The organism is Pseudomonas azerbaijanoccidentalis (assembly GCF_019145495.1).
GTDB lineage: Bacteria > Pseudomonadota > Gammaproteobacteria > Pseudomonadales > Pseudomonadaceae > Aquipseudomonas > Aquipseudomonas azerbaijanoccidentalis.
In genome coordinates this window covers 38,471-53,822 of sequence record NZ_JAHSTU010000009.1, presented here as the reverse complement: position 1 = coordinate 53,822, position 15,352 = coordinate 38,471, and the positions used below count along the sequence as shown (strand labels likewise).

The window sequence follows — 15,352 nt, the reverse complement described above, 5'->3', positions numbered from 1 at the left end:
ACATGAGCGACTTCAATACCCTCGAACTGCTGACCGACCCCCGTGGTTTCGCCACGCTGTGGCTCAGCCGTGAAGAAAAGAACAATGCCTTCAACGCCGAGATGATCCGCGAACTGATCCTCGCCCTCGACAAAGTCGCGAGCGACGCCAGCCTGCGGTTCCTGATCGTGCGCGGTCGCGGCAAGCATTTCAGCGCCGGCGCCGACCTGGCGTGGATGCAGCAATCGGCCGAACTCGATTACCACACCAACCTCGACGACGCCCGGGAACTGGCGGAATTGATGTACAACCTGGCCAAACTGAAAGTGCCAACCCTGGCCGTGGTGCAAGGTGCAGCCTTTGGTGGCGCGTTGGGCCTGATCAGTTGCTGCGACATGGCCATCGGTGCCGATGACGCGCAATTCTGCCTGTCGGAAGTACGCATTGGCCTGGCGCCAGCCGTGATCAGTCCGTTCGTGGTGCAAGCCATTGGCGAACGCGCTAGCCGTCGCTATGCCTTGACCGCCGAACGCTTTGGCGGGCAACGGGCGCGGGAGCTGGGCTTGTTGTCGGAGAGTTATCCGACGGCCGAGCTGGAGCAAAAAATCGAGCAATGGATTGACAACTTGCTGCTCAACAGCCCGGCCGCCATGCGCGCCAGCAAAGACTTGCTGCGTGAAGTCGGCGACGGCTCGCTGAACCCGGCCCTGCGCCGCTACACCGAAAACGCCATCGCCCGCATCCGCGTCAGCCCCGAAGGCCAGGAAGGCTTGCGCGCCTTTCTGCAAAAACGTGCGCCGAGCTGGCAAGCCGAAATCACCACCAAGGAGCCGCGTTGATGAGCGCACCTGTTATTACGTCCCTGCTGGTGGCCAACCGTGGCGAAATCGCCTGCCGCGTGATGCGTACGGCCAAGGCCTTGGGCCTGACCACCGTGGCCGTGCACAGCGCCACCGACCGTGACGCCCGCCACAGTCGCGAAGCGGATATTCGCGTCGATCTGGGTGGCAGCAAAGCCGCGGACAGCTATCTGCAAATCGACAAACTGATCGCCGCCGCCAAAGCCAGCGGCGCGCAGGCGATTCATCCTGGCTATGGCTTTTTGTCGGAGAACGCCGGTTTCGCCCGCGCCATCGAAGCGGCCGGGCTGATTTTCCTCGGTCCGCCCGCCTCGGCCATCGATGCCATGGGCAGCAAATCCGCGGCCAAAGCGCTGATGGAAACCGCTGGCGTGCCGTTGGTGCCGGGTTATCACGGCGAAGCTCAAGACCTCGATACATTCCGCGATGCTTGCGAACGCATCGGCTACCCGGTGCTGCTCAAGGCCACGGCTGGCGGCGGCGGCAAGGGCATGAAAGTGGTCGAGGACGTCAGCCAACTGGCCGAAGCCCTCGCCTCCGCCCAGCGTGAAGCGCAATCGTCGTTTGGCGACTCGCGGATGCTGGTGGAAAAATACCTGCTCAAACCGCGTCATGTGGAAATCCAGGTGTTCGCCGATCAGCACGGCAACTGCCTGTACCTAAACGAACGCGACTGCTCGATTCAGCGTCGACACCAGAAAGTCGTCGAAGAAGCCCCGGCACCAGGCCTGAGCCCGGAACTGCGCCGCGCCATGGGCGAAGCCGCCGTGCGTTCGGCGCAGGCCATCGGTTACGTCGGTGCCGGCACCGTGGAGTTTTTGCTCGATGCGCGCGGCGAGTTCTTCTTCATGGAGATGAACACACGCCTGCAAGTGGAGCACCCGGTCACTGAAGCCATCACCGGCCTCGATCTGGTGGCGTGGCAAATCCGCGTGGCACGCGGCGAGGCGTTGCCGATGACCCAGGATCAGGTGCCCCTGATCGGCCATGCGATCGAAGTGCGGTTGTATGCCGAAGACCCGGCCAATGATTTTCTTCCAGCGACGGGTCGCCTGGAGCTGTATCGCGAATCCGCACCCGGCGCAGGCCGTCGCGTGGACAGCGGTGTCGAAGAAGGCGACGAAATTTCGCCCTTCTATGACCCGATGCTGGGCAAGTTGATTGCCTGGGGCGAGGACCGCGAGCAGGCCCGGTTGCGCCTGCTGAGCATGCTCGATGAGTTCGCCATTGGCGGGCTCAAGACCAACATCAACTTCCTGCGGCAGATCATCGGTCACCCGGCGTTTGCCGCAGCTGAGCTGGATACCGGGTTCATCCCGCGTTATCAGGAGCAGTTGCTACCGCAAGCAGCAACGCTTAGTGACGCTTTTTGGCAAGCCGCCGCCCAGGCGTTTGCTCTGAGCCAGGCAAGTACCTCGCGAGCCGACGACCCAAGCTCACCGTGGGCCAACAGCAATGGCTTGCGTGCCGGCCTGCCCCGGGAAACCGCCCTGCACCTGAACTGCGAAGGCCAGGACCGTGCGCTGACATTGGGCACCATCAATGCCCAACTCAAGGGCGAGTACTTGCTCACCGAACACGACGGCGTGCGTCGTCAGCATCGGGCGATTCGTCGCGGTAATGTTGTCTACCTGCAATGGGACGGTGAGCTGCACCGCATCGAGCCGTACGACCCGATCAGCGCCGTTGAAGCCAGTCATAGCCATCAGGGTGGCCTGACCGCGCCCATGAACGGCAGCATCGTACGGGTGCTGGTAGAGGTCGGGCAAACGGTCGAAGCCGGCGCGCAATTGGTGGTGCTGGAAGCGATGAAGATGGAGCACAGCATCCGTGCACCCCACGCCGGTGTGATCAAGGCGCTGTATTGCCAGGAAGGCGAGATGGTCAGCGAAGGCAGTGCCCTGGTCGAACTGGAAGAAGCGTGAAATGAAGATCGGTCCTACGCATGGCGAGGACCGATCTGATCAAAACCTGGCGGTTGCCTGAACCACCACGCCGATGATTCTGCAATCCTCGGTGTAAAGAGCTTTCGGATACGTCGGATTGAGCGGGACCAGGTAACGCTGCCCGCCCTCTTCGATCAGCTTGCGAAAAATCGCCTCCTTACTGCCCTGCCACTGGGCAATGACCAGTTTGCCCGGCACCGCTTCCACGTCCGGGTCCACCAGGATCAGCATGCCTTCGGCGATGCTCAGGCCACTCGGCGCGGTCATCGCATCACCCGCGACGGTCAACCAGAAAGCCGCACCTTGCGCGTGGTAATCGGACAATTCGAAACGGTACTGCGCCGGCTCGCCATCGCGCACTTCACTGGTTTCGCGCCAGTCGCTGACCGGGTAACGGAAGTACGGGTTGTACTTGTGTGTCAGGCACACCTCGTCGTCCTGCGACTCACCCGGTTCTCTGATCACCAGCGCCACTTCGAGAAACCCCAGGCCCAACGCGTGCAAGACCCGGTTCATGTCGTCGATGCCCGGCTGACGGCGTTTTGTCAGCCAATGCCCGACGCCACCCTGGGACATCCCGAGGCGCTCGGCGAGTATCTCTTGAGTGACTTTGAGTTCACTCATCTTGGCCTTGACCAATTCAATCCATTTATCCATGTGCGGCACGATACGTGGCAGGCTCCAGCCGTCAAAACACAAATTGTAGTATTTAAATTATGGTCACAAATACAGATCGTACTAGGATGAATTCACGGATCTGAATCTATCACGGAGTTTGCCATCACCATGAACCAACCCGCCAACGACCTGCCCGACCTGCAAATCGACACCTCGCTCACTTCAGCAAAAGGCTCTGCCGCCGCACAACGGGCGCTGGACTATTACTTGAAACCAGCTGTTTCAGAGGAACAGAACGAGGAGCGCTTTTTTGACGTGAACCGCAACATCAAGAGTGAAGAGGCGCTGGTACATGCGTCGGACCTGTTGCGCTGCGCGGCCGCGACGGCGTACGAATCCGCCAGCCATTTGCTGGGTTCAAACAGGGATTTGGCGTTTTCCGCGGTGCACATGATCGACATGGCCAGGGCCATGGTGGATCGATCGCTAGAGTGTCATCAGCACAGTTGAAGCGAAGGCAGAGAGAGAGGACGGGAAAGATTTTTCCAATCGCATAGATAAAAACGTTTGACTTGCAAACGAGAATGATTATTATTGCATCAACTGATCGCGAGATCAGTCGATGGACCAGGGACCTTAGGTCGGTCTCCTGGACTATCTCCTCATCAGGCTAATCACGGTTTTTGACCCGGCTTTTTGCCGGGTCTTTTTTTTGCCAGTTTTCTGGCTTATGGCTTCAGGCTAATGAAGTCTTTAGGTGCCGCAAATTCGATGGCGCGGATGATATCAAAAGAATATTTGTTGGCAAGAGAAGCCTGTGATCATTAGGGCAAACTAATGCCAAATAGCACTTGAGAATCAATCGCACAGTCTCTAAGCTGCGTCGGCGTCAAGGAGGACGCCCCCCTTGATGCCCCCACCAGGCCTTTCAATACACCGCGATATGCGAATCCGTTCGTGGCTCGGTGCCCCCGCATAACACCCCTGTTTCAGGATCACGCAAGATGATCTGCCCACGTCCGTAACTGGTCAGATCGCAGGCCACTTCCACCGTGTGCCCCCGACGCGCCAGCGCCGCCGCCATGTCTCGCGACGCGTCCTGTTCGATACCAACCTTCAGGCCACCCAGCCATTGCCAGCGCGGAGCATCCAGCGCCGCTTGCGGGTTGAGTCCGAAATCCACCAGGTTCATTACCATTTGCACGTGCCCTTGCGGCTGCATGTAGCCTCCCATCACGCCAAACGGCCCCATTGCCTCACCGTCCTTGCTGAGGAATCCGGGAATGATGGTATGGAAGGTCTTCTTGCCCGGGGCCAGGCAATTGGCGTGCGCCGGGTCAAGACTGAACTCCTCACCACGGTTTTGCAGGGCGATACCGCTGTCGGGCAACACGACCCCGGAACCGAAACCGTGATAGTTGCTCTGGATGAACGAAACCATGTTGCCTTCGGCGTCGGCCGTGGCCAGGTAGACGGTGCCGCTGGCGTGGGGGTCGCCCGGCTGCGGGGCGATGGCCTGTTCGCCAATCTGCGCCCGGCGATGGTTTGCATAGTGATCACTCAACAAATCATCGACCGCGACCCGCATGTGCTCGGGATCCGTGATGTAGTGCAAGCCATCGCTGTAGGCGAGTTTCATGGCTTCCAGTTGACGATGCCAGGTCTGTTGACTGTCTCGATGATCGAAGTCGAAGCCCTCGAGTATCTTCAATGTCATCAACGCCACCAGCCCCTGCCCGCTCGGTGGAATCTCCCAGACGTCTACCCCGCGATAATTGACCTTGATCGGCTCGACCCATTGCGCGCGGTAGTCCTGCAAGTCGCTGGCGCGCAAGTAACCACCCGTGGCCCGGGAGTGTGCGTCCAGCCGTTGCGCCAGCGCCCCCCGATAGAGACTTTCACAGCCGCTGGCCGCCAGTTCGCTGAGGGTGCGAGCCTGGGCCGGGTTGCGGAACATTTCACCGGCACGGGGCGCGCGGCCCTCAATCAGAAACGTCTCGAACCAACTCTCCAGCACTTCGTTGCGGTCCGGGGTGAAGTCTTCCAGCGCGGTTTGCCATTGCAGCGCAACCACCGGCGACACCGGAAAGCCATCGCGCGCCAGACTGATCGCCGGTTGCAGCAAGTCAGCAAACGGCAGTCGACCGAAACGCGTGGACAACTCCGCCCAGGCAGATGGACAACCCGGAACCGTCACCGGCGTCCAGCCATGCAAAGGCATCTTTTCATGGCCGGCGGCTTTCACCGCCTCGATGCTCAAGGCTTGCGGGGCCGCGCCATTGGCGTTCAGACCGTGCAGTTTGTTTTGCGTCCAGACCAACGCAAACGCGTCGCCACCAATACCGCAACCGGTGGGCTCGACCACCGTCAATGCCGCGGCCGTGGCGATCGCCGCATCGATGGCATTGCCACCGCGACGCATGATTTCAATACCGGCTTCAGCGGCCAGCGGTTGCGAGGCGGCGACCATGCCGCGTTTGGCGAAGACACTTTGACGTTGCGAGGCGTAGGGATACTCATGGGCAGAAAATTTGAACATGGCAGGACTCACACAGATTTGTTTGATGGGCTCACAACACTCGACTGAGAAAGGCGCGGGTACGGGCGTGCTTCGGCTGGCTGAAGATCTGCTCGGGCGGCCCCTGTTCGATCAGTTCACCCTGATCGAGCACCACCACCCGGTCGGCCACTTCACGGGCAAAGCCCATTTCATGGGTGACCACGACCATGGTCATGCCCTCCTCGGCCAGCTCCTTCATCACTTGCAGCACTTCGCCTACCGTCTCGGGGTCGAGGGCGCTGGTGGGTTCGTCGAACAGCATGGCCTGGGGTTTCATCGCCAATGCCCGGGCGATGGCCACCCGCTGTTGCTGGCCACCAGACAACATCGACGGGTAATGGTCGGCCTTCTCGGCCAGCCCGACCCGCTTGAGCAGCGCCCGCGCCTGCTCCAGTGCCGCCTGACGCGATACGCCCAACACCTGAATGGGCGCCTCGATGATGTTTTCCAGGGCGGTCATGTGCGGGAACAGATTGAAGCGCTGAAACACCATGCCGATGTCCCGGCGCTGACGCGCAATGTTGCGCTCCGAATCCCGCACCAGGCTGCCGTCGGCCCGGGTGCGATAACCCATCGGCTGACCCGCCACACGGATCTGCCCCGACTGAATGTCTTCGAGCAAATTGATGCAGCGGATAAACGTGGTTTTGCCGGAGCCGGACGCCCCGATCAGCACCACCACTTCACCGCGCTTCACTTGCAGGGAAATGCCCTTGAGGATTTCCAGGTCGCCAAACGACTTGTGGATATCCAGCGCTTCGATGACCAGTTCTTCACTCATGTGCGCCATCTCAACGCCCCCTCAACAGTTTCATGGTGTTGCGACCGAACATCCGGCTGGCGGCCGGTGCCGGGCGATCGGACTGACCGAAGCGCGCCTCGAGCCAGCGCTGGAAGAAGCCCCAGAGCGTGGTCAATGCCAGGAAATAAATGGCCACGACCAGATACAACTCGAACACGCGGAAGGTCGCCGAGGTCACCATTTGCGTGCTGAGCAGCAATTCCTGCACGCCGATCACGCTGACCAGGGTGGTGTTTTTCAGCATCACGTTGAACTCGTTGCCCAGCGGCGGCACGATCACCCGGAATGCCTGTGGCAGCACGATGCGGCGCATCAATTTGGGGAACGTCATGCCCAGGGACCGCCCGGCTTCGTATTGGCCCTTGTCCACGGCACCGATGCCGGCCCGGATGATTTCGGCCATGTAGGCGCCTTCATTGAGGCCTAGCGCGATGATCGCAGCCTGAATGTTGCCCGGCACGATGAACCAGCCGAGGTCGAGGTCTTCAAAGCGGAAAATCCCGCCCGCCGCCAACGCCGTGTACAGAAACACGATCTGCACCAGCAGCGGCGTGCCACGCATCAACCAGACATAAAAGCGCACCGGGTATTGCAACAACGGGTTACTCGACAGTTTCATCAACGCCGCGATCAACCCCAGCACACAGCCGAGCAGCATCGCCGAAACGCTGATCAGGCAAGTCAGCCACAGCCCCGTCAGGTACACATCGCTGGGCTGCAACAGGTATTGCCAGAACACATCCCAATTGAAGTTCATCAGGGTTTCCCTCAGTCCAGTTTGTCGCTGTCGACATGCCATTTACTGAGGAGCGCGGCGTAACTGCCGTCGGCGCGCATGCCTTGCAGAACCTCGGTCAGCGCCACGGTCAGCTGCGGATCACTTTTGCGCACACCGAAGCCGGTGAGGATGCGGTTGAAGGCCGGCACCGCTGACTGGAACAGATCCGGGGCCAGTTGCTGATAATGGCCGGCAGATTCGACTGTGGTGCCGAAGGCGTCCACCTGATTAATGCGCAGGGCCTGGAAGGCATCGGCGTCGACGTTGTAAACCACCAATTTCATCGGCGCCTTGCCGGCTGCTTCGAGTTTTTCGTTCTCTTTGCCCAGCAGCACGCGGATGGTCGAACCGTTACTGACCGCGACCTTGAGCCCTGACAAATCCTCCAGCGTGTTCACCGATTTCGGATTGCCTTTGGGCACCACGATCGACTGGCTGGAATACATGAAGTTGACGATGTCGATCACTTCACGGCGTTCGGGTTTGTCGAACAACTGATCGACGATCATGTCGCACTGCTGCGCCAGCAATGCCGGGATCAACCCGGCAAAGGGCGAGATGCGCCATTCGACTTTCTTGTCACCCAAGCGCTGAGCGATCGCTTCGCCCATGTCCACCTGAAGGCCGACCGGTTTTTGCTTCAGGTCAAACGACACCAGCGGCGGCGAATCCATGCCGGAGCAATAGACGATTTTCTCGCTTTTGCTTAATCGCTCGGGAAGCTCGGGGGCGGCAAACGCCCATTGGGAACACAGACTCAAGGTGAACACCGCAACTAACGCGCAAGGCTTTTGCATGACATGACTCCAGGTGGCTGCAACGAATGTCCCCTGCAGGAGCTGCCGCAGCCTGCGATCTTTTGATCTTTCAGAAGCAACGTCAAAAGATCGCAGCCTGCGGCAGCTCCTACGGGAAGTGTGTTTGTTCTTCTACTGGTGAGCCTCGAGAAACTGAATCAGGCGCGGAATCGTGCCTTCGATGTGCTCGCACACCACCGCCGCCGCTTTATCAGGATCGCCGGAACGCAACGCGGTCACGATCGAGGCGTGTTCGTCGCGGGCACTTCGCGGCTTGTCGGCGTGTTGCAGCCACAAGCGCATGTGCGGTTCGATCACCGAATACAGCGCCGAGATTTGCCGCATCAGGCGCGGGCGTTCGCTCAGGCTGCACAGGTATTCATGGAAGGCACGATGGCGGCTGACCCACTCGGCACCGTCCTCGCGGTAGTCGTCCATCTCGTCGAGCAGACGCTCCAGATGGCTGAAATGGCGCTCGGTCATCTTGCCGACAGCCACCCGGATGGCGAGCCCTTCCAGAGCACTGCGCATCTCGAACACCTCACGCATTTCGTCGATGTTCAAGCCTCGCACGATGGCGCCGCGATTGGGCCGCAACGTCACCAGGCCATCAGCATCCAAACGACGAAACGCTTCGCGCACCGGCATGCGGCTCATGCCGATTTCACCGGCGATGTCCTCGGCGATCAGCCGTTCGCCGGTGCGGTAACGTCCTTTGCAAATAGCTTCCAGAAGAAAGTTGTAAGCCTCCTCCTCGGCAGTCACGGGCTGGCGCTCGGAATAGACAGGGGCAAATTTCATGGGGTGCACCTTTTGTATTTTTGTATCCAATTATCCATAAAGCCAATTAAGCACAGGACGTGCCAAATTCGATCTATGGCATGCACGTGATTGATTGGATTGATGAATCCGCGCAAAGGTTGGTCGGGGCAGCGTACGAATGCTTGGCTAAATCGAGTTAAAACGCCCCATCCTGTAACCGGTGGGCCCCAAAAGAGTGCTGGTGGTAACACGGATGATCGCTAAGCTGGAAAGAGCGCTTCATGTCGAGGTGGTCCGATTTGGCTGCGCTCCTAACACCCTCCTCTTGCGTGTAAAGTAGCCGCCATAAAATCTCAAACAGGAACCCAACCGTGGCTAATCTCGATATCACTGCCAACTTCGACAGCGGCAACATTCAAGTCATCGACCTCAGCGATCCGCTCAAGCCACTGCTGGCCATCCGCCCCGATACCAAAAGCCACCACTTCCAATGGTTCCACTTCAAGGCCAGCGGCCTGCACGTCGGGCAGGAACACTGGTTTCGCCTGAACAATGCCAGCCAGTCTTCCTACAATAAGGCCTGGGACGGTTATCAAGCCGTCGCCTCTTACGATCATGTGAACTGGTTTCGCGTACCGACCATCTTCGAAGGCGACTGCCTGCGCTTTTGCCTGGAAGCCACCCAGACCCATGCCTGGTTCGCCTACTTCGAACCCTACAGCCGTGGCCGTCACGACTGGCTGATCGAACAAGCGCTGACCAAGGCCGGCACTGAATTGCTGGCCACCGGCAAGAGTGTCGAAGGGCGCGACATCCAGTTACTGCGCAAAGGCACCGGCGCCGAAGGCCAGCGCAAAGTGTGGATCATTGCCCAGCAACATCCGGGCGAGCACATGGCCGAATGGTTCATGGAAGGCGTGATCGAACGCCTGGAACACCACGACGACCCGGTGCTGAACAAACTGCTGGCCAGTGCCGACCTGTATCTGGTGCCAAACATGAATCCGGACGGTGCCTTCCATGGCCACCTGCGCACCAACGCCATGGGCCAGGACCTGAACCGCGCCTGGCAGAACGCCAGCCCGGAAATCAGCCCGGAAGTGTTTTTCGTACAGCAGCAGATGGAAAAGTACGGCGTTGACATGTTCATCGACGCACACGGTGACGAGGAAATCCCACACGTCTTCACCGCCGCGTGCGAAGGCAACCCGGGTTACACACCGCGCATCGAAAAACTCGAAGAACACTTCCGCAGCCACCTCAAGCGCACCACAAAGGACTTCCAGAGCAAATACGGCTACACCCGCGATGAGCCAGGCCAGGCCAACATGACGCTGGCCTGCAACAGCGTGGGTCAGAAGTTTGATTGCCTGTCGCTGACCCTGGAAATGCCATTCAAGGATCACGACGATCATCCGAACCCGTTGACGGGGTGGTCGGGCAAGCGGTCGAAGCAGTTGGGGAAAGATGTTTTGACGACGGTGGCGGATATGGTTGATTTGCTGCGTTGAGTACAACAAAACCCACATGAACTGTTAATGGCTCATGTGGGTTTTATCTATTTCATTACTTCGGTTTAGTCCAGACAAGATTACTTGGTGGTGATTTGGTGCCATCGAAATACACGGCAACGACGTAATAGCGCTGTAGGCCTGCGGTCACATTGGTGGTGGTGATTTCAGTAGATTCAGTATCTTCGACAAGTACGATGCCCCGCCATATTTGATATCGGACTGCACGCGGCTCCAGGTCCCATGCAAAGGTTACAGCCGTGGAGCTGTAAGGTGTGGCGCGGAAATTTTGAGGAGCTTGTGGTATCACAGTTGGTGCATACGACGATAATCGAACAGTATTGTTACGCCATACACGAGCCATATTCGCTGTAAGAACATTTCCCAAAGGTAGATCGTTGGCGTCCTTAACTAACGGATTTGAGTAAAACGGACTTTCATTCCCGCATTGAATAGTTGTTGTTTTACCGTTGTTATAGCCATAAGCGTAAGTGGAAATTGCTCCACCATCTGCGTAGCAATGCATGCCTCCCGCGTTGTGACCAACTTCGTGACGAAAAGCCTCTCCGATGGCGTGTGAAATTGCTTTTCTTCCCCTATATTCCCCCCATCCTCCTGCGGTGTCATCTGGGTGATTTGAGAAAATACCCTGGATAAGGTCTGGCTGACTTATTTCAATACCCTTACTAAATATTGTTGGTAGATCTCTAAGCGTTTCACCTTTCATCGGGTAGTTTCGCTCAATCACCTGCACCCCAACCAGTTTTAAAGAAACATTTGTCACCAACGAATTTCGCAACCCGAGGTTGACACTTTCCACTTTCGCCAGAGCATCCGCTATGACGTCCCCCCCTACAGCATCGACAGCAGTACGTGAGTAACCGATAAATACATCAACAGTATAGGGTTCTTCTGTAACGGACTCTGGCTGGTCTGTTGGCGTCACCGCGCCAACATTTACAGTGTCAGGACGAGAAAAATCCAGAGTCGGGCTCGGCGTAAAATCACCTTGCCCCTTACTGTTGATGGTCAACAAACCACTTTTACCTTTCTCCTCAATCATGGCGGTGAGGCTGCCGTTGGCATGGCGTACAGTCACCAGCGAGCCAATCGACTTATCGGGCCCGATCAAGTTACCGCTTTCAACTGTATAGTTGCCTATCACTTTCGAACCCGAACGCTTATAAACAGCAGGTGCGATCCAATCCGCATACAACTCCTGCGTCGTCTTACTCGCAACATTCTCCACAACCCAACTTTTCGGCCCACCAGGATCGGGTGGTGACGAATGCGTACAAGCCCCTAGTAACCCCGCTAACGACGCAATTGAAATCGAGTAAAAAACACACCGGACAAAGCGCACACCTGCAGTCTTGAACATGACTCGTCTCCCTGAATGACACGATCAACGCTGTTCGACTGGCCCCGTTCGAGGCCACTGCAGTCTTCGAGCATTGAACGCGCATTTTCGAGAGGACGTAACTGTCAAAGTTGACAGGTGGGAGCCGTACCTACCTGTAGGAGCTGCCGCAGGCTGCGATCTTTTGACTTTGCTTTTTTAAGGCAAGATCAAAAGATCGCAGCCTTCGGCAGCGCCTACCTTGGTCATATGTATCGCGGAGTTCAGGGGTGATCCTTACCCCGCAACATGCTGTCCAGCACCTCATCGCGCCGCACCCAGCCGTGAAACAACGCGGCCGCCAAATGCAGCAACACCGTCAGAAACAGCAGATACGCCAGATACCCGTGCGCCTTGCGCAAAAACGCAAACACCTGCGCGTTGGCGGAAACAATCGACGGCAATTGCAACGAACTGCTGAGCATCACCGGTTCGCCCGACGCCGAAATCATCGCCCAACCCAGCAACGGCAAGACCAGCATCAAGACATACAGCAACGCATGCGAGGCTTTGGCCGCCAGCACTTGCCAGCCCGGCAGATCCGCGGGTAACGAAGGCTGCGTGGTGGAAAATCGCACCACCAGACGCACGATGACCAACAGCAGAATCGCAACGCCCAAGGGTTTGTGCAGATTGATCAGCCATTCATGACGCTCGGACACCGAGGCGACCATGCCCGCGCCGATAAACAGCATGGCGATGATCATCAGCGCCATCAGCCAGTGCAGCAAACGCGCGAGTGGCGCGAAGTGGTTGGGTTGAGTGCTCATTGCTGGGCCTCCTGTTTGGCGGCGGGCAATTGGCTGACTTCGCTGGTGCGACGCAGGTAGGAATTGGCGTAACCCGCTGAGCGAGCGGCGAGCAACGGGTCGTCGGAACCTTCGATGCCGGCGGGCAATACCAGCGGATCGTAGTTGATGTCGCGGCATTCGCCGCTGAGTTGCGGCTGAGTGCTTTCCAGCACCAGCGTGCCGGCGTTCAACACTTTGCGTCCTTCCGGCCAGGCTTTGCTGGCGTCGTTCACTGGATCGCCAGGGTTGGCCAGGATGAGGTTCAACTGCCACCGCAACGGCCCTGCGGCGATACGCTCAACCAGGTCTTTCTCCAGGAAATCACTGCCCTCCGGCGCCGTAGCACCCGGTGCATCCTGCGCCACCGGCGCCATGCTCCAGCGCACGGCCTGACGTTTTCCCGCAGCGTTCACCAGGTAAAACGCGTTGACGCTGTTGTAGGTTTCGGTGACGTAACTCGCTGACGGCTTGGCGGTCTTGATCCAGGCCAGGAACGGCGCAGCTTCCGGATGAGCAGCGAAGAATGCCGGCACCGCGCCAGGGTCAGGCTTGCCGGTGGCGGGCAGTGGCGACTGCGCCTGCTGCAATTGATAGAAGGCCTCGGGCGTGGCCACCGGGAATACCGGCATGCTGTTCATCCCGGTACGCCATTGCTGGCCGTTGGCCTGGGTGAAGCGCAAGGCCAGGCTGCGGATCGGGACGGCGTTATCCGGCGCGTAGGGAGTGCCGGCCGGCAAAGCAAAACGACCGACCACCGGGGTGCGCGCCTCATTGAACACTTGCGCCGTGGAATAACTACGGGCCTCGCCGCTGCTCTCGAAATGCCCGATCACGCACACCCCTTTGGAGTGGTTGCGACGGAATCCGGGGTGCACGCCGTTGTTGGTTTCCAGCACATTGATCAGCTTCTTCGGTGTCAGGCGCTGTGGGTCAAAGGTGCCGTTGACGTAGGCAAACGCTCCGGCCAGTGCAGCGACAACGACGGCAATGCCGGTCAGGCGCAATGTCAGGCTCGCGGTACTCAAGGGTGGCCGGCTGGGCGGTGATGATCGATCTACCATGAATTTACTCCAGGGCCATCGGCCATGAGTGAGAAGAGTCAGGCAGACGAACCGCACAACGGTTTATTCCCTTGCGCGGTATTTATTTTTTCGGGTGTGGAATAACCTCGAAGCCCGGGCGTCTCCCTAGTCCACAGCGTAGTGACTAGCCAGAACTTCATGAACGATATCGACGAACAACTGCGAGAAATCATTCCCCGATTGCGGCGATTTGCGCTGTCGTTGACGCGTAACTCCAGCAGCGCCGACGACCTGGTGCAGGCCAGCCTTGAGCGTGCGCTGTCGAGTTGGGGTGACAAACGTGCCGACGGGGATTTGCGCGCGTGGCTGTTTTCGATTCTGTATCGCCAGTTTCTCGATGCGCACCGGCGTTCCCGGCGCTATGCGCGAATGCTCGAATTTTTTACCGGACGTGACGATGCGCAGCCTTCCGTGGAGCGCACCGTGATCGCCCAATCCACCCTCGCCACCTTCGACCAACTGCCCACCGAACAGCGCGCACTGCTGCTTTGGGTCTCGGTCGAGGGCCTGAGTTACAAAGAGGTCGCCGAGATTCTCGACGTACCCACCGGCACCGTGATGTCCCGCCTGTCCCGGGCCCGCCAGGCCCTGCGCCAACTCAGCGATGGTGAAATCACCCGCCCTGCCCTGCGGAGACTCAAATGATCAGCATGCCCCCGAGCGAGCGTGACCTGCACGCGTACGTCGACCACCAACTCAGCGAGGACGACCGACGTCTGGTGGAGACTTTTCTCGCCAGCCATACGGACATTGCCGCGCAGGTACGCGCCTGGCAGCAAGATGCCCAGCAACTGCGCGCCGCCCTGAGCGGCGCCTTGCAGCAACCGGCCAACCCGGCACTCGACCCGGCCATGATTCGCCAGCGCCTAAAACGCCAATCGCGGCGCCATCTGGCCAGTGCAGCGGTGTTGTTGATCGCTGTGAGCATCGGCGGTTTCAGCGGCTGGCAGGCCCGGGAAATGACCTTCGTCAGCACTCAACTGCCGATGACCGATGCCTTGCAGGCTTATCGCCTGATCGCTCAGCAGGGGATCTTGCCGGCTGATTACAAGGCTGGCGATGACGGCGATATGCAGGGCTGGCTCGACCGTTATTTCACCCAGGCCAATCGCTTGCCGGACTTGTCGGGTGCTGGTTTCAAACCGGCCAGCGGACGCTTGCTCAGCACCGAACAAGGGCCGGCGGCGATGGTAGTGTATGAAAACCAGGGCGGGCAGAAAATCAGTTTCTACGTACGCCCGCCTGGGCCGAAAAACTTCATGCTGCCCAGAGGCAGTCGCAGCGACGGCGGCTTGCAGGCCGAGTATTGGTCAGGGGGTGGCTACAACTATGCGATGGTCAGCCCAACCGATACGCCGACGGCGCAGATGCTGAGGCAAACGGTGCAGTTTTAGACAATCAAAAGATCGCAGCCTGCGGCAGCTCCTACATTGGAATACATTTGCCTGTAGGAGCTGCCGCAGGCTG

General features: G+C 58.9%; 15 protein-coding genes. 6 read left to right on the top strand and 9 right to left on the bottom strand.

What is annotated here, in order from left to right:
• The first annotated feature begins 2 nt into the window (after window positions 1-2).
• Both KVG88_RS24755 and KVG88_RS24750 read left to right on the top strand, forming a co-directional pair.
• Window positions 3-818: a gamma-carboxygeranoyl-CoA hydratase gene (locus KVG88_RS24755; protein WP_217873025.1), complete on the top strand. Its 816-nt coding sequence runs from the start codon at window positions 3-5 to the stop codon at window positions 816-818.
• On the top strand, window positions 818-2,764 hold the full coding sequence (locus tag KVG88_RS24750) for an acetyl/propionyl/methylcrotonyl-CoA carboxylase subunit alpha (RefSeq protein ID WP_217873024.1): 1,947 nt from the start codon (window positions 818-820) through the stop codon (window positions 2,762-2,764). Before KVG88_RS24755 ends, KVG88_RS24750 begins: the two co-directional genes overlap by 1 nt.
• Before the next feature lie 39 nt (window positions 2,765-2,803).
• Here the strand turns inward: KVG88_RS24750 and KVG88_RS24745 are convergent, their stop codons facing one another.
• A complete protein-coding gene (locus KVG88_RS24745) occupies window positions 2,804-3,442 on the bottom strand; it encodes a LexA family protein (protein ID WP_217873023.1) in 639 nt (212 codons plus the stop codon).
• Window positions 3,443-3,571: 129 nt separating this feature from the next.
• On the opposite strand from KVG88_RS24745, the gene KVG88_RS24740 reads away from it, so the two are divergent.
• Entirely contained in the window at window positions 3,572-3,913 is a 342-nt protein-coding gene (locus KVG88_RS24740; protein ID WP_150701268.1) for a DUF6124 family protein, read from the top strand.
• 418 nt (window positions 3,914-4,331) lie between these two features.
• Here KVG88_RS24740 and KVG88_RS24735 read toward each other — a convergent pair whose 3' ends face one another.
• The 5 genes from KVG88_RS24735 to KVG88_RS24715 all read right to left on the bottom strand — a co-directional run bounded on the left by KVG88_RS24735 (window position 4,332) and on the right by KVG88_RS24715 (window position 9,141).
• A complete protein-coding gene (locus KVG88_RS24735; RefSeq protein ID WP_217873022.1) occupies window positions 4,332-5,942 on the bottom strand; it encodes a gamma-glutamyltransferase family protein in 1,611 nt (536 codons plus the stop codon).
• Window positions 5,943-5,973: 31 nt separating this feature from the next.
• Entirely contained in the window at window positions 5,974-6,753 is a 780-nt protein-coding gene (locus KVG88_RS24730) for an amino acid ABC transporter ATP-binding protein (RefSeq protein WP_217873021.1), read from the bottom strand.
• Window position 6,754: 1 nt separating this feature from the next.
• Entirely contained in the window at window positions 6,755-7,522 is a 768-nt protein-coding gene (locus tag KVG88_RS24725; RefSeq protein ID WP_150701265.1) for an amino acid ABC transporter permease, read from the bottom strand.
• 11 nt (window positions 7,523-7,533) lie between these two features.
• Entirely contained in the window at window positions 7,534-8,340 is an 807-nt protein-coding gene (locus KVG88_RS24720; protein WP_150701264.1) for an ABC transporter substrate-binding protein, read from the bottom strand.
• A gap of 132 nt (window positions 8,341-8,472) precedes the next feature.
• A complete protein-coding gene (locus KVG88_RS24715) occupies window positions 8,473-9,141 on the bottom strand; it encodes a GntR family transcriptional regulator (protein WP_150701263.1) in 669 nt (222 codons plus the stop codon).
• 332 nt (window positions 9,142-9,473) lie between these two features.
• On the opposite strand from KVG88_RS24715, the gene KVG88_RS24710 reads away from it, so the two are divergent.
• The gene (locus KVG88_RS24710) at window positions 9,474-10,613 is read left to right on the top strand and encodes a M14 family metallopeptidase (RefSeq protein ID WP_367616857.1); all 1,140 of its coding nucleotides are present in this window, start codon (window positions 9,474-9,476) and stop codon (window positions 10,611-10,613) included.
• A 55-nt stretch (window positions 10,614-10,668) separates the two neighbouring features.
• On the opposite strand, the gene KVG88_RS24705 is transcribed toward KVG88_RS24710, so the two are convergent.
• The 3 genes from KVG88_RS24705 to KVG88_RS24695 form a co-directional block, all read right to left on the bottom strand.
• Window positions 10,669-11,994 carry a hypothetical protein gene (locus KVG88_RS24705; RefSeq protein WP_217873020.1) on the bottom strand — a complete coding sequence of 442 codons (1,326 nt, stop codon included), beginning with the start codon at window positions 11,992-11,994 and terminating at the stop codon, window positions 10,669-10,671.
• A gap of 242 nt (window positions 11,995-12,236) precedes the next feature.
• Complete coding sequence (locus KVG88_RS24700) at window positions 12,237-12,782, bottom strand: cytochrome b (RefSeq protein ID WP_217873019.1); 546 nt, start codon at window positions 12,780-12,782, stop codon at window positions 12,237-12,239.
• Window positions 12,779-13,864, bottom strand: a complete 1,086-nt coding sequence (locus tag KVG88_RS24695) for a catalase family peroxidase (RefSeq protein ID WP_217873018.1) — start codon at window positions 13,862-13,864, stop codon at window positions 12,779-12,781. Before KVG88_RS24695 ends, KVG88_RS24700 begins: the two co-directional genes overlap by 4 nt.
• Before the next feature lie 159 nt (window positions 13,865-14,023).
• Between KVG88_RS24695 and KVG88_RS24690 the strand changes: the two genes are divergently transcribed.
• Window positions 14,024-14,530, top strand: a complete 507-nt coding sequence (locus KVG88_RS24690) for a sigma-70 family RNA polymerase sigma factor (protein WP_217873017.1) — start codon at window positions 14,024-14,026, stop codon at window positions 14,528-14,530.
• On the top strand, window positions 14,527-15,279 hold the full coding sequence (locus tag KVG88_RS24685; RefSeq protein WP_217873016.1) for an anti-sigma factor family protein: 753 nt from the start codon (window positions 14,527-14,529) through the stop codon (window positions 15,277-15,279). The genes KVG88_RS24690 and KVG88_RS24685 overlap by 4 nt, the downstream gene beginning before the upstream one ends.
• Window positions 15,280-15,352: the final 73 nt, after the last annotated feature.